Annotated in this window: 23 protein-coding genes; 15 read left to right on the top strand and 8 right to left on the bottom strand. The window is 67.6% G+C overall.

Going from position 1 to position 16,570, the window contains the following annotated elements; translation table 11 throughout:
- Nucleotides 1–15: 15 nt before the first annotated feature.
- The 5 genes from C2847_RS09060 to C2847_RS09080 all read left to right on the top strand — a co-directional run bounded on the left by C2847_RS09060 (nt 16) and on the right by C2847_RS09080 (nt 4,803).
- Nucleotides 16–948 (top strand): M23 family metallopeptidase, encoded by a 933-nt coding sequence (locus C2847_RS09060; protein ID WP_105318053.1) that lies wholly within the window; start codon nt 16–18, stop codon nt 946–948.
- Between the two features lie 10 nt (nt 949–958).
- Complete coding sequence (locus C2847_RS09065) at nt 959–1,324, top strand: bactofilin family protein (RefSeq protein WP_164835689.1); 366 nt, start codon at nt 959–961, stop codon at nt 1,322–1,324.
- A 2-nt stretch (nt 1,325–1,326) separates the two neighbouring features.
- Nucleotides 1,327–2,184 carry an acetyl-CoA carboxylase, carboxyltransferase subunit beta gene (gene accD, locus C2847_RS09070; RefSeq protein ID WP_105318055.1) on the top strand — a complete coding sequence of 286 codons (858 nt, stop codon included), beginning with the start codon at nt 1,327–1,329 and terminating at the stop codon, nt 2,182–2,184.
- Nucleotides 2,168–3,118, top strand: coding sequence for an acetyl-CoA carboxylase carboxyltransferase subunit alpha (locus C2847_RS09075; RefSeq protein WP_105318056.1), 951 nt, complete (start codon nt 2,168–2,170; stop codon nt 3,116–3,118). The genes accD and C2847_RS09075 overlap by 17 nt, the downstream gene beginning before the upstream one ends.
- A 68-nt stretch (nt 3,119–3,186) precedes the next feature.
- A complete protein-coding gene (locus C2847_RS09080) occupies nt 3,187–4,803 on the top strand; it encodes a PEGA domain-containing protein (protein WP_105318057.1) in 1,617 nt (538 codons plus the stop codon).
- Between the two features lie 75 nt (nt 4,804–4,878).
- On the opposite strand, the gene C2847_RS09085 is transcribed toward C2847_RS09080, so the two are convergent.
- Nucleotides 4,879–5,514, bottom strand: coding sequence for a DUF1648 domain-containing protein (locus C2847_RS09085; RefSeq protein WP_105318058.1), 636 nt, complete (start codon nt 5,512–5,514; stop codon nt 4,879–4,881).
- Between the two features lie 23 nt (nt 5,515–5,537).
- Between C2847_RS09085 and C2847_RS09090 the strand changes: the two genes are divergently transcribed.
- The 3 genes from C2847_RS09090 (at nt 5,538) to C2847_RS09100 (ending at nt 7,075) form a co-directional block, all read left to right on the top strand.
- Nucleotides 5,538–6,230: an NTP transferase domain-containing protein gene (locus C2847_RS09090; protein ID WP_105318059.1), complete on the top strand. Its 693-nt coding sequence runs from the start codon at nt 5,538–5,540 to the stop codon at nt 6,228–6,230.
- Nucleotides 6,231–6,234: 4 nt separating this feature from the next.
- Nucleotides 6,235–6,774, top strand: coding sequence for a CBS domain-containing protein (locus C2847_RS09095; protein WP_105318060.1), 540 nt, complete (start codon nt 6,235–6,237; stop codon nt 6,772–6,774).
- A gap of 61 nt (nt 6,775–6,835) precedes the next feature.
- On the top strand, nt 6,836–7,075 hold the full coding sequence (locus C2847_RS09100) for a ferredoxin (RefSeq protein WP_015716251.1): 240 nt from the start codon (nt 6,836–6,838) through the stop codon (nt 7,073–7,075).
- Between the two features lie 72 nt (nt 7,076–7,147).
- Here the strand turns inward: C2847_RS09100 and C2847_RS09105 are convergent, their stop codons facing one another.
- The 3 genes from C2847_RS09105 to C2847_RS09115 form a co-directional block, all read right to left on the bottom strand.
- Nucleotides 7,148–7,621, bottom strand: a complete 474-nt coding sequence (locus C2847_RS09105; protein ID WP_105318085.1) for a GNAT family N-acetyltransferase — start codon at nt 7,619–7,621, stop codon at nt 7,148–7,150.
- A gap of 87 nt (nt 7,622–7,708) precedes the next feature.
- On the bottom strand, nt 7,709–7,930 hold the full coding sequence (locus tag C2847_RS09110) for a cold-shock protein (RefSeq protein ID WP_014516375.1): 222 nt from the start codon (nt 7,928–7,930) through the stop codon (nt 7,709–7,711).
- 114 nt (nt 7,931–8,044) lie between these two features.
- Nucleotides 8,045–9,094, bottom strand: a complete 1,050-nt coding sequence (locus C2847_RS09115) for a DnaJ C-terminal domain-containing protein (RefSeq protein WP_105318061.1) — start codon at nt 9,092–9,094, stop codon at nt 8,045–8,047.
- 163 nt (nt 9,095–9,257) lie between these two features.
- Here C2847_RS09115 and C2847_RS09120 point away from each other — a divergent pair, with 163 nt between their 5' ends.
- Nucleotides 9,258–10,319 carry an aminotransferase class V-fold PLP-dependent enzyme gene (locus C2847_RS09120; protein WP_105318062.1) on the top strand — a complete coding sequence of 354 codons (1,062 nt, stop codon included), beginning with the start codon at nt 9,258–9,260 and terminating at the stop codon, nt 10,317–10,319.
- Here the strand turns inward: C2847_RS09120 and C2847_RS09125 are convergent.
- On the bottom strand, nt 10,311–11,087 hold the full coding sequence (locus tag C2847_RS09125) for an undecaprenyl-diphosphate phosphatase (RefSeq protein WP_483028321.1): 777 nt from the start codon (nt 11,085–11,087) through the stop codon (nt 10,311–10,313). The genes C2847_RS09120 and C2847_RS09125 overlap by 9 nt on opposite strands.
- A gap of 15 nt (nt 11,088–11,102) precedes the next feature.
- Between C2847_RS09125 and ispD the strand changes: the two genes are divergently transcribed.
- The 3 genes from ispD to C2847_RS09140 are packed head-to-tail and all read left to right on the top strand — an operon-like array spanning nt 11,103 to nt 13,115.
- Nucleotides 11,103–11,753 carry a 2-C-methyl-D-erythritol 4-phosphate cytidylyltransferase gene (gene ispD / locus C2847_RS09130; protein ID WP_164835690.1) on the top strand — a complete coding sequence of 217 codons (651 nt, stop codon included), beginning with the start codon at nt 11,103–11,105 and terminating at the stop codon, nt 11,751–11,753.
- On the top strand, nt 11,741–12,559 hold the full coding sequence (ispE, locus tag C2847_RS09135) for a 4-(cytidine 5'-diphospho)-2-C-methyl-D-erythritol kinase (protein WP_105318064.1): 819 nt from the start codon (nt 11,741–11,743) through the stop codon (nt 12,557–12,559). Before ispD ends, ispE begins: the two co-directional genes overlap by 13 nt.
- Nucleotides 12,546–13,115 carry a TenA family protein gene (locus C2847_RS09140; protein WP_105318065.1) on the top strand — a complete coding sequence of 190 codons (570 nt, stop codon included), beginning with the start codon at nt 12,546–12,548 and terminating at the stop codon, nt 13,113–13,115. Before ispE ends, C2847_RS09140 begins: the two co-directional genes overlap by 14 nt.
- A 152-nt stretch (nt 13,116–13,267) precedes the next feature.
- Here C2847_RS09140 and C2847_RS09145 read toward each other — a convergent pair whose 3' ends face one another.
- Both C2847_RS09145 and C2847_RS09150 read right to left on the bottom strand, forming a co-directional pair.
- Nucleotides 13,268–13,762, bottom strand: a complete 495-nt coding sequence (locus tag C2847_RS09145) for a CarD family transcriptional regulator (RefSeq protein WP_105318066.1) — start codon at nt 13,760–13,762, stop codon at nt 13,268–13,270.
- A complete protein-coding gene (locus tag C2847_RS09150; RefSeq protein WP_244187405.1) occupies nt 13,759–14,328 on the bottom strand; it encodes a TetR/AcrR family transcriptional regulator in 570 nt (189 codons plus the stop codon). The genes C2847_RS09145 and C2847_RS09150 overlap by 4 nt, the downstream gene beginning before the upstream one ends.
- A 73-nt stretch (nt 14,329–14,401) precedes the next feature.
- Between C2847_RS09150 and C2847_RS09155 the strand changes: the two genes are divergently transcribed.
- Genes C2847_RS09155 through C2847_RS09165 form a run of 3 tightly spaced genes read left to right on the top strand, consistent with a single transcriptional unit; the run spans nt 14,402 to nt 16,157 of the window.
- Complete coding sequence (locus tag C2847_RS09155) at nt 14,402–15,115, top strand: type 1 glutamine amidotransferase family protein (RefSeq protein ID WP_105318068.1); 714 nt, start codon at nt 14,402–14,404, stop codon at nt 15,113–15,115.
- A 9-nt stretch (nt 15,116–15,124) separates the two neighbouring features.
- Nucleotides 15,125–15,625, top strand: a complete 501-nt coding sequence (locus tag C2847_RS09160) for a metal-binding protein (RefSeq protein WP_105318069.1) — start codon at nt 15,125–15,127, stop codon at nt 15,623–15,625.
- A gap of 43 nt (nt 15,626–15,668) precedes the next feature.
- The gene (locus C2847_RS09165) at nt 15,669–16,157 is read left to right on the top strand and encodes a TlpA family protein disulfide reductase (RefSeq protein ID WP_105318070.1); all 489 of its coding nucleotides are present in this window, start codon (nt 15,669–15,671) and stop codon (nt 16,155–16,157) included.
- On the opposite strand, the gene tsaE is transcribed toward C2847_RS09165, so the two are convergent.
- A complete protein-coding gene (gene tsaE / locus C2847_RS09170; protein ID WP_105318071.1) occupies nt 16,086–16,556 on the bottom strand; it encodes a tRNA (adenosine(37)-N6)-threonylcarbamoyltransferase complex ATPase subunit type 1 TsaE in 471 nt (156 codons plus the stop codon). The genes C2847_RS09165 and tsaE overlap by 72 nt on opposite strands.
- Nucleotides 16,557–16,570: the final 14 nt, after the last annotated feature.

The following is a 16,570-nucleotide window of genomic DNA, read 5'->3' on the forward strand; positions in this document are numbered from 1 at the left end:
GGTATACTCTTCCGGATGAAGCGGCAGGCTAGGAGGCCCGTGCGCTATACCCTTCTCCTTGCCCGAAGCGGTGGGGGGAGCCGGGCGGTGTCCCTGCCGGGGTGGGCCGTGGCCCTCTTCCTGGTCCTCTTAACCCTTTGGACCGGGGCCAACCTCTACCTCTGGCACAAGAGCCGGGAGGCCCGAACTCTGGAGGTTCGCCTCCAGGCCCTTTCCCAGGAGGTCCGGCGGCTTTCCCTGGCCCTCGAGGCGGAACGGACCAAAAACGGGGCCCTTTCGGAGGAGGCCAGGCGCACCAAGAAGGAGCTTGAGGAGATCAAGAAGGCCATAGAGGAGCTCCGCCGCCGGGCGGGGCTTTCCCCCTTGAACGCCCTTCCCGTGCGCTACCAGGAAGGGGGCCAGGGGGGCGGGGCTGTGGCGGCCTCCCCCGAGGAGTCCCTGGCGGGCTGGGCGGAGGTGCGGGCCGAGGTCCTGGACTTAAAGAACCAGCTTAAGGAGGTGGCGCCGGCCCTGGAAAGGACCCTGGAGGTGGAGCGAAGCCTCCCCCGGGGCCTGCCCCTGAGGGGCTACGAGGGGATCACCTCCTTCTTCGGCATGCGCAAGAACCCCTTCGGCCCGGGGTATGAATTCCACGACGGCCTGGACCTCTCCGCCCCTTATGGTGCCCCCGTCTACGCCACGGGAAGCGGGGTGGTGGCCCGGGCCGGCTGGATGGGGGCCTATGGCCTCGCCGTCCTCCTGGACCATGCGCAAGGGTACCAGAGCCTCTATGGCCACCTTTCCCGCCTGGCGGTGCGCCCCGGGCAGAGGGTGGAGAAGGGGCAGGTCCTGGGGTACGTGGGCTCCACGGGCCGCTCCACCGGCCCGCATCTCCACTACAGCATCTACCGCTACGGCACCCCCCTGGACCCCAGGCCCTACCTAGACCCCCTTTGGGCCTCCCGTTAAAATGGGGCGGATGCTGAGGAGGAGGCAGGTGGGGACCCTCACCTACCTGGGGCCCGACACCGAGATCCTGGGGGACCTGAAGGCCAAGGGCCAGGTGCGCATCGACGGTCTGGTCAAAGGCTCGGTCTACGTGGAAGGGGAGCTGGAGGTGGGCCGCACGGGCCGGGTGGAAGGGGAAAGGGTGGAGGCAGGGAGCATCCAGATCCACGGGGAGGTGAAGGCGGACCTGGTGGCGGCCAAGGTGAGCCTTTCCAAGACGGCCCGCTTCACCGGCACGGTGCGGGCCCAGGCCCTGGACGTGGAGGCGGGAGCGGTCTTCATCGGCCAGAGCCTGGCGGGGGAGACCAAGGCCCTCGAGGCTCCCAAGGAGGCATAAGCGTGGCCCTAGAGCGGCTTTTCCGAAGAAAAAGGCCCAGCGGGGAAAACCGGGACGTCCCCGAGCTTTGGACCAAGTGCGAGGCCTGCGGCGCCCAGCTCTACAAGAAGGAGTTCCGGGAAAACCTCTACGTCTGCCCCAAGTGCGGCCACCACCACCGGGTACCCGCTGTCGAAAGGGTGGAGATGCTGGCGGATGCGGGCACCTTCCAGGAGATCACGGGGCTTAAGCCCCTGGACCCCTTGGGCTTCGTGGACACCAAGCCCTATGCGGAAAGGCTCAGGGCTTACCAGGAGGAGACTGGCCGCAAGGACGCCATCCTGGGGGGTACCTGCACCATCGGCGGGGTGCCTGCGGTCCTTCTGGTCATGGACTACGCCTTCGCTGGGGGATCCATGGGAAGCGTGGTGGGGGAGGAGATCGCCCGGGGAGCGGAACGGGCGGCGGCGGAGGGCCGGGCCCTGGTGATCGTGGCGGCCTCGGGCGGGGCCAGGATGCAGGAGGCGGCCCTTTCCCTCATGCAGATGGCCAAGACGGTGATGAGCCTGGACCGCCTATGGGAGAGGCGCCTTCCCTACGTTTCCGTCCTCACCGACCCCACCACCGGGGGGGTTACCGCCAGCTTCGCCGCCCTGGCCGACGTGATCTTCGCCGAGCCCGGGGCCCTGATCGGCTTTGCCGGGCCCAGGGTCATCCGCCAGACCATCCGTCAGGAGCTTCCCGAGGGCTTCCAGCGCGCGGAGTTTCTGCTGAAGCATGGCATGGTCGACCGGGTCACGGACCGCAGGAGGCTCAAGGCCGAGCTGGTCCAGGTCCTCCGCCACCTGCACCCTGGAGTTCCCTATGCCCTTGGAGTTTGAAAAGCCCATCCTGGAGCTGGAAAAGCGCATCGCCGAGCTAAGGGAAACCGCCCGCACCACGGGGGTGGACCTCGAGGCGGAGATCCGCCTCCTGGAGGAACGCCTGGCCAGGCTCAAGGAGGAGGTCTACGGGAGCCTCACCGCCTGGCAAAGGGTGCAGCTGGCCCGGGCCCCGGGCCGCCCCACCACCCTGGACGTCCTGGAGAAGGCCTTCCAGGACTTTTTGGAGCTCCATGGGGACCGGGCCTATGCCGATGACCCCGCCATCGTGGGGGGGCTGGCCTACCTGGAGGGGCAGAAGGTGGTGGTGGTGGGCCACCAGAAGGGGCGGGACACCAAGGAAAACCTCCACCGCAACTTCGGCATGCCCCACCCCGAGGGGTACCGCAAGGCCATGCGCCTCATGGACCTGGCGGACCGGTTCGGCTATCCTTTCCTCTCCTTCATCGATACCCCGGGGGCCTACCCGGGGGTTTCCGCGGAGGAGCGGGGCCAGGCCTGGGTCATCGCCCAGAGCATCCAGCGCATGAGCCGCCTGAGGGTCCCCGCTATCGCCCTCATTCTGGGGGAAGGGGGCAGCGGGGGGGCCCTGGCCATCGGGGTGGCCAACCGGGTCCTCATCATGGAAAACGCCTGGTACTCGGTGATCAGCCCCGAGTCCTGCGCCGCCATCCTCTGGCGGGAGGCCAAGGAGGCCCCCAAGGCCGCGGAGGCCCTAAAGCTCACCGCCAAAGACCTCCTGGCCCAAGGGGTGGTGGACGCCATTGTGCCCGAGCCCGAGGGCGGGGCCCACAAGGACCCCCTTAAGGCCATCCAGAACATCAAGGAGGCTCTTCTGAAGACCCTCGAGGGGCTCAAAGGGCTTTCCCCAGAGGAGCTTTACCGGGACCGTTACCGCCGCTTCCGCACCCTTGGGGCCTACGCCGAGTCTTAAGGGGCCTTGTCCCTTTTCCCTCAGGATTTTCACAGGGAAGCTTTAGCCTGAGGGCGGAGGTGAGGATTATGCGGAAACTCCTTTTGGCCATCCTGGGTTTGGGGGCGGCCTTGGCCCAGCAGATAAGCCCCCAGGGGATCATCGTGAACCCCGTGCCCACCGACCTACAGGTGAAGGTCTGGGTGGACAAGGATCCCGGGAAACGGGGAGGTGCGGTTTACCAGATCGGTGAGCCCATCTTCATCTACGTGAACGTGAACCAGGATGCCTACGTCTACCTTTTCAACATCAACGCCGACGGGAAGATCGACCCCATCCTGCCCAACGCCTTCGAACGGGGTAACTTCCTCCGGGCCGGGGAAACCCGGCGCTTTCCCCCAGAAGGGGCCCGCTACCGCTACACGGTGACGGGTCCCGAGGGCGAGGACCGCATCCTGGCGGTGGCCAGCAAGCGCCCCCTTTCCCTGGGGGAGATCCTGGATGTGGAAGGGAACCAGGTGCGGGTCCAGGGGGCAGAAGGCCTGGCCCGGGCGCTTTCCATCGTGATTGAGCCCATTCCTGACAAGGACTGGGTTACCGATGTGGCCCGCTACTTCGTGGGCCGGGTCACGGCCCCCCCTCCCACCCCGGCCACGGCCACCCTGGTGGTGGACTCGAGGCCCGCCGGCGCCGAGGTCTACCTGGATGGGCAGCTTTCCGGGCGCACCCCCGTTAGCCTCCAGGTGAATCCCGGCCGGCACGAGGTGGAGCTCAGGCTTGCCGGTTACCAGCCTTACCGGGTCACGGTGAACCCCAGGCCCGGGGAAAGGGTCCAGGTCTTCGCCCAGCTGGTGCCGGAGCCCCGGCAGGGAACCCTGGCCGTCACCTCCAACCCCTCCGGGGCCGAGGTGTATGTGGAGGGGGCCCTCCGGGGCCGTACGCCCCTTTCCCTAAGCCTCCCCGAGGGGCGGTATGCGGTGGAGCTTAGGCTTTCCGGTTACGAGCCTTACCGGGCCACGGTCCAGGTGCGAAGGGGGGAGACCACCCGTCTGGACGTGCGCCTGATCCCCGTTTCCCGCACCGGCACCCTCCTTCTGGAGTCCAGCCCCACGGGGGCCGAGGCCTACCTGAACGGCGCCTTGCGGGGCCGCACCCCCTTGCGCCTGGTCCTGGACGAGGGGACCTACCAGGTGGAGTTCCGCGCCCCCGGTTATGAGCCCTACCGGGCCACGGTGCGGGTGGAGCGGGGCCGCGAGACCCGGGTTTCCGCCTCCTTAAGGCCCATCCGCACCGGCGAGCTCTACCTGGAGGCCAGGCCCGAGGGGTCTGAGGTCTACGTGGACGGCCGCCTTATGGGCCGGGCGCCTTTACGGATGACCCTCGAGGCCGGTCTCCATGAGGTGCGGGTCCTGGCCCCCGGGTACGCGGAGTACCGGGCCCAGGTGGAGGTCCGCCCTGGGGAGTCCCTGAGGCTTTACGTGGAGCTTGTCCCGGTGCGGGCCGTGCTGGAGCTTTACCTGAACGTGGAGGCCCGGGTTTTCCTGGACGGGCAGGAGATGGGCCTGGCCAAGGGGGGCTACCTGCGCCTCGAGGCGCCCTTCGGAAACCACGAGCTCACCCTGGTGGCCCCCGGCTACCGCACCCTGGTGCAGGAGATACAGGTCACGGGCAACCAGGTCCTGCGGCTCACCCTTAGGCCCCTTTAGGGGGCGAAGGGGGCCGCCCCGGCCTCAGGCCGGGGCGGCTTGGCTCCTTTGCCGGGGCCTCCCCGCGGGGCGGCATCATCCTCCCGGGGCCTTCCGCCGGGCCAGGTAGGAGAAGACCACCAGGTAAAGCCCCCCGGCTAGCAGGGCGGCGAACCAAACCCAAAGCCAGCCTCTCCCCAGAAGGGCCGCCAGCCAGGCCAAAAGGCCCAGAAGGGCGAAGATCCCTCCCGCCCGGCGGTGGACCTTCCGCCACACCTCCGGGTCCTCCAGGGTCCATGGGGTGCGCACCCCGGCCAGGTAGTTGGGGGGCAGGTGGGGAAGGAGGAGGCCTAAGAGGCCAAATACCAGGCCCACTGCCCCCAGGATGGCCCGCTCCACGGGGAAGGGGCGGTCTTGGGCGTGGCTCCAGGCTACGTAGAGGAAGGCCCCTTGGAGGAAGGCAAAGCTCCAGACCACCGCTGCCAGAAGCCAGGGCCAGACCGGGGGAGTTTGGCCCAGAAGCTTGGGGTCAAGCCGGGGGGCCAGGGCCAGTAGGAGGTAGAGGAGCAGGGTGAGAAGGGGGAGGAGGAAGACCTCGAGGCGGCTCCCGTACCGGGTTACTTCCCCGTGGGCGTTCCAGTGGGCGGGGATCCTCTCGGGGAGCTGGAAATAGGCCCAGAGGGTTAGGATCCAGGCGAGGCAGAGGCCCAAAGGGGCAAGCCACTTTCCCATGTCCTCAACGGTAGCATAGGGGGGTGGAGGCCATCGTCCTGGGAGGCGGGGAGGAGGCTTGGGCGGGGAAGTACGGGGTGCGGAGCAAGGCCCTGGTGCCCTACCGGGGAAGGCCCATGGCGGAGTGGGTGCTTTCTGCCTTGGGGGCGGCGGGGCTTTCCGTGGTCTATGTGGGGGAGAACCCGGGGCTAAACCCCTCTCCTCGCTTGACCTTGCCGGACAGGGGAAGCCTGCTTGGGAACCTGGAGGCAGCCTTAGAGCAGGTGGAGGGACGGGTCCTGGTGGTCACCGCCGACATTCCCCACCTTACCCCGGAGGCGGTGCGCTATGTGCTGGAAAAGGCTCCGGAGGCTGCCCTCGTCTACCCCATCGTGCCCAAGGAGGCGGTGGAGGCCCGTTTCCCTCACACCCGGCGCACCTACGCCCGCCTTCGGGAAGGCGTTTTCACCGGCGGGAACCTGGTGCTTTTGGACAAGGGGCTTTTCTACCAGGCCCTGCCCCTGGCCAAAAAGGTGGTGGCCCTGAGAAAAAAGCCCTTGGCCCTGGCCCGGCTCATCGGTCTGGACATCCTCCTTAAGCTCCTTCTGGGCCGGCTTTCCCTCCCCGAGCTGGAGGGTAGGGCCAGGAGGATCCTGGGGGTGGAGGCCAAGGCCCTCATCACCCCTTACCCCGAGGTGGGGGTGGACGTGGACCGGGAGGAGGAACTGGTAAGCTAAGCCCATGCGCACGGTGAAGGAACTCCGCCTGGCCGGGCTTTTCGCCTATCTGGCCGCCTTGGTGCTGGGCCTTCTCTTCTCCTACCTCCTCCACTCCCTCCTCGGGGGTGGGGGCAGGCTGGGGTGGGAGAGCTTTAACTTTACCGGCCTCCTGGAGGGGCTGGGGTTTCTCCTCTTCTTCACCTTTGCCCTCTACGTGGCCAAGAAGGCGGTGCGGGTGCCCTGCACCACCCTGCTCACCGCCGGGCTCCTCTGGCCCACCCCGGCCCGCCGCCTGGCGAGGCCCCTGCCCCGGGTGGAGGCCCTGGAGGCCTACGAGGGCCGGGGGGTGGCCCTTTTGGTGCACGAGGGGCGGCCGGTGGGGCTACTGGGCCTCTCCGACCACATCCTGCCCCTGGAGGAGGTGCCCAGCGTGGAGGCCGAGGTGGCGGTGAGCGAGCTTTCCCCCCTTTTCCTGCGGCAACCCTTGGTCCTGGTGGTCAAGGGGGAGGAGGTCCTGGGGGCCATCTCCCGGGAGGCCTTCTTCCGGCACCTGGGGGCCTAGGCGGTTGACAAAGGGCCTTCTGCCCTAAAATAGGGGGGAGCGGTAGCTCGGGAGGTGAAGGATGCCGCACGTGATCTGTGAACCCTGCATCGGCGTAAAGGACCAGTCCTGCGTGGAGGTCTGCCCGGTGGAGTGCATCTACGACGGGGGGGACCAGTTCTACATCCACCCCGAGGAGTGCATCGACTGCGGGGCCTGCGTACCTGCCTGCCCGGTGAACGCCATCTTCCCCGAGGAGGATGTTCCCGAGCAGTGGAAGTCCTACATTGAGAAGAACCGCAAGCTGGCCGGCTTGGGCTAGGGGCTTAGGCCCAGAGCAGGCTTAGGTTTCGGGTGCACCCCACCTGGGCGAGAGCCAGGGTGGGGTGCTGGGTTATAGCTCCCGCACGTACCAGCTCAGGGTGGGGCCCCCGTCCTTCACGTGACGGAAACCCTGGGCCTGGAAGAAGGCCTTGGCCCGGGCGTTGTTGCCGTAGACCACCGCATAAAGCCGCTCGGCCCCCGTCAGGTGGTGGAGGAGGTGCTCCAGGGCCCTTCGCCCCAGGCCCTGTCCCTGGCGGTCTTCCCGGATGAGGAGGAGGCTTAGGGTGGCGTCCTCAGGCTCGGGGTAGCGGAGCTTGTAGTCCAGGTAGCCCACCGCCTCCTCCTTCAGGAAGAGGAGGAAGGCCCGGCGGCGCTCGTCCTTCTCCAGGGTGGCCAGGTCCCGGGCCACGTCCTCGAGGGCCGGGGGTTCCATACCGATCAGGGCGAAGTACCCGGGGCTTCGCAGGAAGAGCTGGTGCAGGAGGGGAGCGTCCTCTGGGAGCACCGGACGTAAGCTCAGGTTAAGGGTCCGCATTCCTCCCATGCTACCGGCTGGGGTCTGAGAAAGGGGTGATAGCTTCCCCAAAAGGAAACCGCCGTGGGGAAGACCCACGGCGGTCCGGGTTGCCCTTTACCTGCGGGCCGGCTCCACCACGGTGACGTTCACCGCCTGGGGGCCCTTGCCGTTCTTGCCCGGCTCCACGTCAAAGGTGACGATGTCGCCCTCGTTCAGGGTGCGGAACCCCTTGGCGTTGATGGCGCTGAAGTGGACGAACACATCGGTGTCCCCCTCGCGCTCAATGAAGCCGTAGCCCTTCTCCGCATTGAACCACTTGACCCGACCCTTCTGCATACTGCTCCTTCTCTTCCGAGCCCCAAGGGCTCGCATCCGGGGCCTTAGGGGTTGCTTTAGACCCAAGGGGCCACCCTATAGCGACCCGGAATGCCTCACTATACCACGAAGGACCTACTTGCGGAAGAACCCCCGTAGCCTCTCGAAGAAGCCTTCGGGGGCCACTTCCTCCCCCACCTCCTTGGCGTAGGCCCTGAGGAGCTCCTTGGCCTTGGGGCTGAGGTGTTTGGGCACGGAAAGCTCCACCACCACCCGAAGGGCTCCCCGCCTGGCCTCCCCCGGGTAGGGAAGGCCTTCCCCGGGAAGCTCAAAGACCTCCCCGTGTCCCGTGCCCGGGGGGACCTCCAAGGGGATAGGGCCCGAAAGCCCCGGGATCTCCACCCTAGCACCCAAGGCCGCTTGGGCCAGGCCGAGCTTGAGCCGGTAGACCAGATCCGCCCCTTCCCGCTCCAGGTGGGGATGGGGGCGGATCTTCAAGCGCACGTACAGGTCCCCGGGCCCGCCAGGCCCCAGGTTGCCGTGGCCCGGTACCCGCAGGAGGTGGTTCTCGTCCATGCCCGGGGGGATTCGTACCCGGGCCCGTTCCTCCCGCGCCACCCGGCCCCGGCCCCGGCAGACGGGGCAGGTTTCCGCCAGGAGGTGGCCCTGCCCCTTGCAGTGGGGGCAGGTGGAGCGGGTGACGAAGGCCCCGAAGAGGCCCTGGCGGTAGCTTTCCAGCACGCCCTTTCCCCCGCAGGTGGGGCAGACCACCCGCCTACCCCCCTGGCCGTGGCAGGCCTCGCAGGGGACGAGGCGGGCGTAGGCCACCTCCACCTCCTTCCCCTTGAGGAGATCTTCCAGGTCCACCTCCACCTGGGCCTCGAGGTCCTCCCCCCTGGGGGCGGCGCGCCCCGTGCGGAAGCCGAAGACCTGGGCGAAGAGGTCAAAGAGGTTCTCGGTGCGGAGCACCGGCTCCCCTAAAAGCCCCCGGTTGTACTGGGCCCGTTTCTCGGGGTCGGAGAGAACGGCGTAGGCCTCGTTGATCTCCTTGAAGCGCTCCTCCGCCTCCTTGTCCCCAGGGTTGCGGTCGGGGTGGTACTGGAGGGCGAGCCTCCGGTAGGCTTTCTTGATCTCCTCCTGGGTGGCCTCCCGGCCCACCCCCAGGATGGCGTAGTAGTCCTTCATCCAGGTAGCACTTTACAAGGAAAGGGGCCTTGGGCTAAAGTGGGCCTCAATGAGGCTCCTGCGAGCTATCCGGTAGGGGGCCCCTTCCTTCGGGAAGGGCCCCCCCGGTATCGCCGCGGGGGCTTTTCTTATGCCCGCTTCCGGCGGGAGTAGAGGAGGCAAGATGCTGCTTCTAACCCCTGGACCCACCCCCATCCCCGAGCGCGTGCAAAAGGTTCTTCTCCGTCCCATGCGGGGCCATCTGGACCCCGAGGTGCTGGCGGTGAACCGAGCCATACAGGAGAGGCTTGCCCAGCTCTTTGACCCCGGGGAAGGCGCCCTGCTGGCGGCTTTGGCGGGTTCGGGAAGCCTGGGCATGGAGGCCGGCCTCGCCAACCTGGACCGGGGGCCGGTCCTGGTGCTGGTGAACGGGGCTTTTTCCCAGAGGGTGGCGGAGATGGCCCAGGTGCACGGCTTGGAGCCCACGGTTTTGGAGTTTCCCCCGGGCGAGCCCGTGGACCCGGAGGCGGTGGTCCAGGCCCTAAGGGCCCGGCGCTACCGCATGGTGGCCCTGGTGCACGGGGAGACCTCCACGGGGGTGCTGAACCCGGCCCGGGAGATCGGGACCCTGGCCAAGGAGGCCGGGGCCCTTTTCTTCCTGGATGCCGTCACCACCCTAGGGATGCTTCCCTTCTCCATGCGGGAGATGGGGGTGGACTACGCCTTCACGGGCAGCCAGAAGTGCCTCTCCGCTCCCCCGGGCCTGGCTCCCATTGCCGTGAGCCTCGAGGCCCGCAAGGCCTTCACCGGCAGGCGGGGCTGGTACCTGGACCTCGCCCGGGTGGTGGAGCACTGGGAGCGGGGCGGCTACCACCACACCACCCCGGTCCTCCTGCACTACGCCCTGCTGGAGGCCCTCAACCTGGCCTTGGAGGAGGGGGTGGAGGCCCGGGAACGAAGGGCGAAGGAGGTCTACGCCTGGCTGCTTGGGGAGCTAAGGGAACGGGGTTTCCGCCCTTACCCCAAGGCCAGCCCCCTGCCCACGGTGTTGGTGGTCCGCCCCCCCGAGGGGGTGGGGGCGGACCGCCTGGTCAGGGCCCTTTACGCCCAGGGTGTGGCGGTGGCCGGGGGGATCGGGCCCACCCGGGGACAGGTTTTGCGGCTGGGCCTCATGGGGGAGGGGGCCCGGCGGGAGCCTTACGGGGAGTTCCTGAAGGCCTTGGACCGGGTCCTGGCCCTAGCGTAAGAAGAAGTAGGCGTAAACCAGGGCCAGGGCCATGCGGTAGTAGGCGAAGGGCCTGAAGCCGTGGCGCTCCACGAAGGAAAGCATCCAGCGCACGGTGAGGAGGGCTGTGACCAGGGCGGCGAGGAAGCCCACCCCAAGAAGGGTCCAGCCCCCTTCGGGCACCGCGGGAGCGCTTTTCAGGAGGTCGTAGCCCACGGCGGTCAGCATGGTGGGAAGGGCCAGGAGGAAGCTGAACTCCGCCGCCGCCTTGCGCCTCAAGCCCAGGAGAAGGCCCCCCAGGATGGTGGCCCCGCTCCGGCTGGTGCCCGGGAAGAGGGCGGCAAGCCCCTGGAAAACCCCGATCAGGGCTACCCGGACCAGGGGGAGCTCCAGGACATCCCCATAGCGGGCCCGTTCCGCCAGGCGGTCCGCCAGGAGGAGGACCAGGCCCACGGCGAACAGGAAGAAGACCACGATGCCGTCATCCCCCAGGATCTTCCCCTTGATGAGGGGGTAGAGGAGGAAGCCCATGGCCGCGGTGGGCAGGAAGGCCGCCCCGATCCTGAGCCAGAGGGCCCGGTCCACGGCGAAGCGCCTTCCGTAAAGGAGGAGGATAGCCAGGATGGCCCCCAGCTGGATGGCGATGAGGAAGGTCTTGAGGAAGGGATCCTCTTGGATGGGCAGGCCAAGGAGATGGAAGAGGAGGGTCAGGTGGCCGGTGGAGGAGACGGGCAGGAACTCCGTAAGCCCCTCCACCACCCCTAAGAGAAGGGCTTCCCAAAGGCTCATGGGGCCCATGCTACCATGGGAATCGTGGAGGTTTCCGTCCTGATCCCCGCCGCCGGGAACGGGGAAAGGCTGGGCCTTGGGCCCAAGGCCTTCCTGCGGGTGGGGGGGAAGACCCTCCTGGAGTGGGCTGTGGATGCCTTCCAAGGGGCGGCGGAGGTCCTGGTGGCCCTGCCCCCTGGGGCGGAGGCCCCTAGGGGGCTTCGCGCCACCTTTCTGGAGGGGGGCAGGACCCGGCAGGAGTCGGTTTCCCGCCTTCTGGAGGCGGCGAGCCTCCCTTTGGTCCTGGTCCACGACGTGGCCCGGCCCTTCGTGAGCCCAAGCCTGGTGGGGCGGGTCCTCGAGGCCACCCGCACCACGGGGGCGGCAGTGCCGGTTTTGCCCCTTCCCGACACCCTCATCCGGCCGGAAGGGGAGGGGTATGGGGAGGTGGTGCCCCGGGAGGCCCTGCGCCTGGTCCAGACCCCCCAGGGCTTCTTCACCGCCCTCTTGCGGGAGGCCCACGCCTACGCCAGGAAGCGGGGGCTTTCCGCCACCGACGACGCCCAGCTGGTGAGGGCCTTGGGCTATCCCGTGGCCCTGGTGGAGGGGGAGAGGACCGCCTTCAAGATCACCTACCCCGAGGACCTGCCTCTGGCGGAGGCTCTGGCGAGGGTATGGAGCGCCTAGCGGTGGCCAAGGTGAACCTGGGCCTCTCCCTCCTGGGGAGGAGGCCGGATGGTTACCACGAGCTTCATACCCTCTTCGCCAGCCTTTCCTTCGGGGACCGGCTTTTTCTGGAGCCCATCCCCGGGGGGATCGAGTTCCGGGGGCGGTACGGGAAAAGGAACCTGGCCTACCGGGCGGCCGAGGCCTACCTGGAGGCGGCAGGCTGGCCCGGGGGGGTGCGCATCGTCCTGGAGAAGGCCCTGCCCGAGGGGGCGGGCCTGGGCGGGGGGAGTTCGGATGCTGCCCAGGTGCTTTTAGGGCTTAGGGAACTCTATCCGGCGGAGGTGGACCTCTTTGCCCTGGCCCTTTCCCTGGGGGCCGATGTGCCCTTCTTCCTCCAAGGGGGGGTGGCGGAGGCCCGGGGGGTGGGGGAGCGGCTTAGGCCCCTTTCCCTTTCCCCTTTACCCGTGGTGGTCTTCTCCTCGGGTTTGCGCCTCCCTACCCCCAGGGTCTACGGGGAGGTCAAGCCCCACGACTTCGGACCCGAGCTTCCCGTGGAGGAGATCCTTAAGGCCCTGGAAAGGGGGGAGGAGCCCCCCTACTGGAATAGCCTCGAGGGCCCTGCCTTTCGCCTGCACCCCGAGCTTAAGGAGGTGAAGGCCAGGCTCCAGGCCCTGGGGCTTCGGGGGGTGTTGATGTCTGGCTCGGGCAGCGCCTTCTTCGGCTTTGCCCGAAGCCCCGAGCACGCCCAGGAGGTGGTGGCGGTCCTTAGGCGTGTGGGCTTTGCCCGGCAGGGCATCCTGGGAGGCTGGCATGCGTCCCCTTGAGGAGGTGTTTGGCTGTTGTCCAAAGGGCTTGGAGGAGATCAAGGCCCTGCCCATCCGCTGGGACCGGGAGCGGTTTGCCTTCTGGCTCAAGCAGGACTACCCCTTTGTGGAGGCCCTCTACCGCTACCAGGTGGCTCTTTTGCAGGACGCTCCCCAGCCGCACCGCTTTCCTCTGGTCCAGGCCCTCATGGCCACGGTGGAAGAGTTGGACTGGCTCCTCGCCCAGGGGGCAGACCCCCAGGGGGAGGTCCACCCGGTACGGCAGGAGTACATCGCCCTCCTCTCCGAGATGGGGGCCCTGCCCTACCCTTACCGCCTGGTCTTCTTCTACTTCCTGAACCGCCTCTTCCTCGAGGCCTGGAACGCCCACGTGGAGGGAGAAGGCCCCTGGCAGGAGCTTTTCGAGCACTGGTCGGCCCCGGAGTTCCAGGCGGTGCTCTTTGACCTGGAGGTTATGGCCCAGGGCCAGGTGGAGGGGCTGGATCCGGCGGTCCTGGAACGTTACCTGGCCCGCATCCTGGGGATGGAGAAGAAAACCTGGAGCCTATTGCTGTGAAAAGAGCGTTACCGGACCGGGGCCCTCACCCCGGTAACCGGCAAGGCCAGGGTGGGGTGGTGTTAAGTACCCCGTTGGGGCTTGCGCCCCAAAAAGACCCTGGGTAAGCCGCATTCGCCCTCGCCGATGGGGCAACCTTCGTGCAGGGGCACTTAGTTTAGCTCTTCGCCCCAGGCCTCCTCGAAGAGACGCTTGGCCTCCTGCACGGTGATTTCCAGGGTCTGGGAGACCTCCTCCGCCAAAAGGTGGATGGCCCGCCTGAGGGCCTGGCGGTCCAGGTCCGGTAGGCCCCGTTCCAGCTCCCAAGCCCTAAGCTGCCCGGCCATCTGGGCGATGCGGTAGGGGTTCCCGTCCGCCAGGATCTCGCTGGTCTTGCGGTGCCGGGCGGCCCACTGTTTGGGCAGGGGCATGCGCCCGTTCTTTAGGAGGTCTAGGATGACCGGCACCTCCTCCGGGGCAAGGGCCTTGCGCATGCCCACGCTTTGGGGAGCCTCTACGGGTACGTAGGCCTTGGAGCGGGAGCCGGGAAAGTCCACCTGGTAGTAGGCCCGGCTGATGCCGCTCACGCTTCGCTGGGCTATGCCCGCCACCACGCCGACCCCGTAAGGGGGCAAGACCACCTTGTCGCCGGGACGGAACTCTTTCACGGCGCGACTCCTTTCCGGAACACCTCCATGAGGTGCTCCAAATAAGCCTCCACCTCCAGCTGGGGGGTGCATCCCAAGGCCGCGATCACGTGGGCGGTGGCCCTTGGGGACAGCTCGGGGCGCACGGCTCCCTCCTCCTGGCCGCTTCGCACCAGCTCCTCCAAAAGGTCCAGGTAGTGCTGGTGAAGTCCCTTGAGCCAGGGGGTGGGGTCCTCCACGGCCTCCCGGGCTACCGCCGCCCACAGGCCCCGCCACTCGGCGATCCAGGCCAGGCGCTTCTTCAGGAGGTCCTCAAGGCGCACAAAAAAGGGCGCCTTTTGGCGCACCACCTCCTCCACCTCCCGGTAGAAGGCCCAGGTGCGTTCCTCCACCAGGTTTTTCAAGAGGTCTTTCTTGTCGCGGAAGTAGAGGTAGATGGTACCCTTGCCCACCTCCGCCCGCCGGGCCACCTCCTCCATCTTCAGCCCGGAAAGCCCCATCTCCCGGAGGATTTCCAAGGTGGCCTCGAGGATGGCCCGCTTCTTATCCTTGGAAATCGCCCCCGGGGGGGATACCATCGCGGCCACGTGCTTGAGTCTACCACACCGCCCTTTTCCTTTCATGAGGAAGGCGCTACCCTAAGGGGCAAGGAGGCAGGGTATGCGTCAGGGCTTCTTCGCCTTGCTCACCGCAGATCCTTTGCGGGGGGCTTTGCGCCCCGTGGAGGAAAGGCTTTTGGCGGAGGCCCGGGGGGAGGCCCTTTTCCTCGTCCCCTACCCCTTGCGGGACGTGGCGGAGGCCTGGCGCCTGGCCTACCGCCACCTGGGGCTCAAGCGGGGGAAGGTGGTCTACTTGAGGCGCAGGGAAGAGGCCTTTGACCCCGAGGTGGCCCAGAAGGTGGCGGAAAGCCCCTTGGTGCTCTTGGCCGCCGAGGGCCTCCCGGAGTTTTTGGACCTCATACGGGGAAGCCTCCTCCTCGAGGCCCTCCTGGAGGTCCACCGCCAGGGTGGGGGCGTGGTGGCCTTGGGGGAGGCGGCGGGGATTTTGGGCGAGGCCGCCTTTTACACCCTGGAGGGGGAGGTGCGGGCCGCCTTGGGCCTGGCCCTCTTGAGAGGTCTGGTCTTCCTTCCCCGGGTGGAGGAACGGGGGCGGTTCCTGGCCCTTTCCCGCCTGGTGGCCGACAACCCCGATCTGGTGGGGTTAGGCCTTCTGGAGAACACCGCTCTTCGCCTCCTAAAGGGCCTGGGAGAGGTCTGGATGGGAGGGGTGACCCTGGTGGATGCCGGAGGGGCGGAGTACACGGGCCAGGGGGTGAAGGGGCTCAAGGTGGACGTGCTTTCGGCAGGGGAGCGCTTTGCGCTTCCGGCCCTTTAGGATAGCCCTATGCCCTCGGGACGGGTGCACGAGGCCATCAACCTGACGGTCCTGGGCGGGGGGGCCCTGGTCTACCTGGCCTACGGGGGTTCCCCGGAGGACCCCCGGGGCTTGGCCTTCGCCCTGGCCTATCTGGCGGGTACCTTCCTCCTTTCCCCTGATCTGGACCTGGCGGAGAAGGGCTCGCGGTCCCAGCGCCGCTGGGGCCTTTTGGGCCTTTTCTGGCGTCCTTACGGCTGGCTTTTCCGCCACCGGGGGCTTTCCCATACCTGGGTGCTGGGGCCCTTAACCCGCCTGGGGTACCTGGTGGGGCTACTCTTGGCCCTGGGGTACCTGGCCCAGGGGCTTGCCAGGTACCTGGGGATGGGGTTTTCCCTAGGGCTCCCCTCCTGGCCCTGGGAGGTCTGGGGCTTCGCCCTTTTGGGCTACTACCTTTCCCAGTGGCTCCACCTGGTGGCGGACGGCATCTGGCCCGACCACGATCTGAGGCGCTTACGGCGTCCAAGGTGAGGCGGTTTACATACCTATCCCCACGGGGGTAAACAATGGAGGCATGCTCAAGCGATGGATAGGGGTAATGGGTCTGTTGCTTCTGGGCCTGGGTCTTGCGGTGAGGCCGGGTGAGCGCCTCCCCGAGTTTGCCCTTTTGGATCCCAAGGGTAACCTCGTCACCCCTGCCACCATGAAGAAGCCTGCGGTCATCGTCTTCTGGGCCAGCTGGTGCCCGGTGTGCAAGGCCGAGTTCCCGGGGCTTCACCGGGTGGCGGAGGAGACCCGGGTGCCCTTCTACGTGATCAGCCGGGAGCCCAAGGACACCAAGGAGGTGGTGCTGGAGTACATGAAGGCCTATCCCCGCTTCGTCCCTCTCCTGGCCTCGGACAAGGACAAACCCCACGAGGTAGCCAACCGCTTCAAGGTCCTGGGCCAGCCCTGGACCTTCGTGGTGGATGCCGAGGGCAGGGTGGTGGCCCTATTCGCCGGGCGGGCCGGGCGGGAGGCCTTGCTGGATGCCCTCCTCCTGGCTGGGGTGGAGCTGCCATAGCTCCGCCCGGCGCACCTCCCCTTGGGGGCTGAGGCGGAGGAGGAAATCGGCCTCGAGGAGCCCGGGGTTCCCCCACTCCGCCAGGAGGAGGCGGGCCTCTTCCCGGGCGGCCTCCAGCTGGGGCAAGAGGGCCTTCGGGTCCATGAGGCGGTAAAGGTCCGCGTGGACCAAGGGGCCTTCCGGGGTGGGGTAGGTGTGGATGAGGGTGTAGCTAGGGCTGGTCACCCTTCCCTTAAAGCCCAAGGCCTCGGCCAGAAAGCGGACGAAGGTGGTCTTGCCCGCACCCAAAGGACCCTCCAGCACCACCAGAGCCCCTGGGGGGAGAAAGGCCAGGGCCTCCCGGGCTAGGGCCTGGGTGTCCTCGAGGGTCTTGAGGGTGCGCTCGAGGAGGAGCCGCATAAAGGAAAAAGGCC

Source organism: Thermus tenuipuniceus (genome assembly GCF_002964845.1).
GTDB lineage: Bacteria > Deinococcota > Deinococci > Deinococcales > Thermaceae > Thermus > Thermus tenuipuniceus.

Bases quoted from the DNA above. Each gene is read 5' to 3' on its own strand.
- C2847_RS09080 (WP_105318057.1), top strand. From the start codon at position 3,187: ATGCGGAAACTCCTTTTGGCCATCCTGGGTTTGGGGGCGGCCTTGGCC.
- C2847_RS09165 (WP_105318070.1), top strand. From the start codon at position 15,669: ATGCTCAAGCGATGGATAGGGGTAATGGGTCTGTTGCTTCTGGGCCTG.
- C2847_RS09140 (WP_105318065.1), top strand. From the start codon at position 12,546: ATGCGTCCCCTTGAGGAGGTGTTTGGCTGTTGTCCAAAGGGCTTGGAG.
- C2847_RS09075 (WP_105318056.1), top strand. From the start codon at position 2,168: ATGCCCTTGGAGTTTGAAAAGCCCATCCTGGAGCTGGAAAAGCGCATC.
- C2847_RS09065 (WP_164835689.1), top strand. From the start codon at position 959: ATGCTGAGGAGGAGGCAGGTGGGGACCCTCACCTACCTGGGGCCCGAC.
- C2847_RS09105 (WP_105318085.1), bottom strand. From the start codon at position 7,621: ATGGGAGGAATGCGGACCCTTAACCTGAGCTTACGTCCGGTGCTCCCA.
- tsaE (WP_105318071.1), bottom strand. From the start codon at position 16,556: ATGCGGCTCCTCCTCGAGCGCACCCTCAAGACCCTCGAGGACACCCAG.
- ispE (WP_105318064.1), top strand. From the start codon at position 11,741: ATGGAGCGCCTAGCGGTGGCCAAGGTGAACCTGGGCCTCTCCCTCCTG.
- C2847_RS09060 (WP_105318053.1), top strand. From the start codon at position 16: ATGAAGCGGCAGGCTAGGAGGCCCGTGCGCTATACCCTTCTCCTTGCC.
- C2847_RS09125 (WP_483028321.1), bottom strand. From the start codon at position 11,087: ATGAGCCTTTGGGAAGCCCTTCTCTTAGGGGTGGTGGAGGGGCTTACG.
- C2847_RS09100 (WP_015716251.1), top strand. From the start codon at position 6,836: ATGCCGCACGTGATCTGTGAACCCTGCATCGGCGTAAAGGACCAGTCC.
- C2847_RS09095 (WP_105318060.1), top strand. From the start codon at position 6,235: ATGCGCACGGTGAAGGAACTCCGCCTGGCCGGGCTTTTCGCCTATCTG.
- ispD (WP_164835690.1), top strand. From the start codon at position 11,103: ATGGGAATCGTGGAGGTTTCCGTCCTGATCCCCGCCGCCGGGAACGGG.
- C2847_RS09155 (WP_105318068.1), top strand. From the start codon at position 14,402: ATGCGTCAGGGCTTCTTCGCCTTGCTCACCGCAGATCCTTTGCGGGGG.
- C2847_RS09085 (WP_105318058.1), bottom strand. From the start codon at position 5,514: ATGGGAAAGTGGCTTGCCCCTTTGGGCCTCTGCCTCGCCTGGATCCTA.
- C2847_RS09115 (WP_105318061.1), bottom strand. From the start codon at position 9,094: ATGAAGGACTACTACGCCATCCTGGGGGTGGGCCGGGAGGCCACCCAG.
- C2847_RS09120 (WP_105318062.1), top strand. From the start codon at position 9,258: ATGCTGCTTCTAACCCCTGGACCCACCCCCATCCCCGAGCGCGTGCAA.
- C2847_RS09110 (WP_014516375.1), bottom strand. From the start codon at position 7,930: ATGCAGAAGGGTCGGGTCAAGTGGTTCAATGCGGAGAAGGGCTACGGC.
- C2847_RS09160 (WP_105318069.1), top strand. From the start codon at position 15,125: ATGCCCTCGGGACGGGTGCACGAGGCCATCAACCTGACGGTCCTGGGC.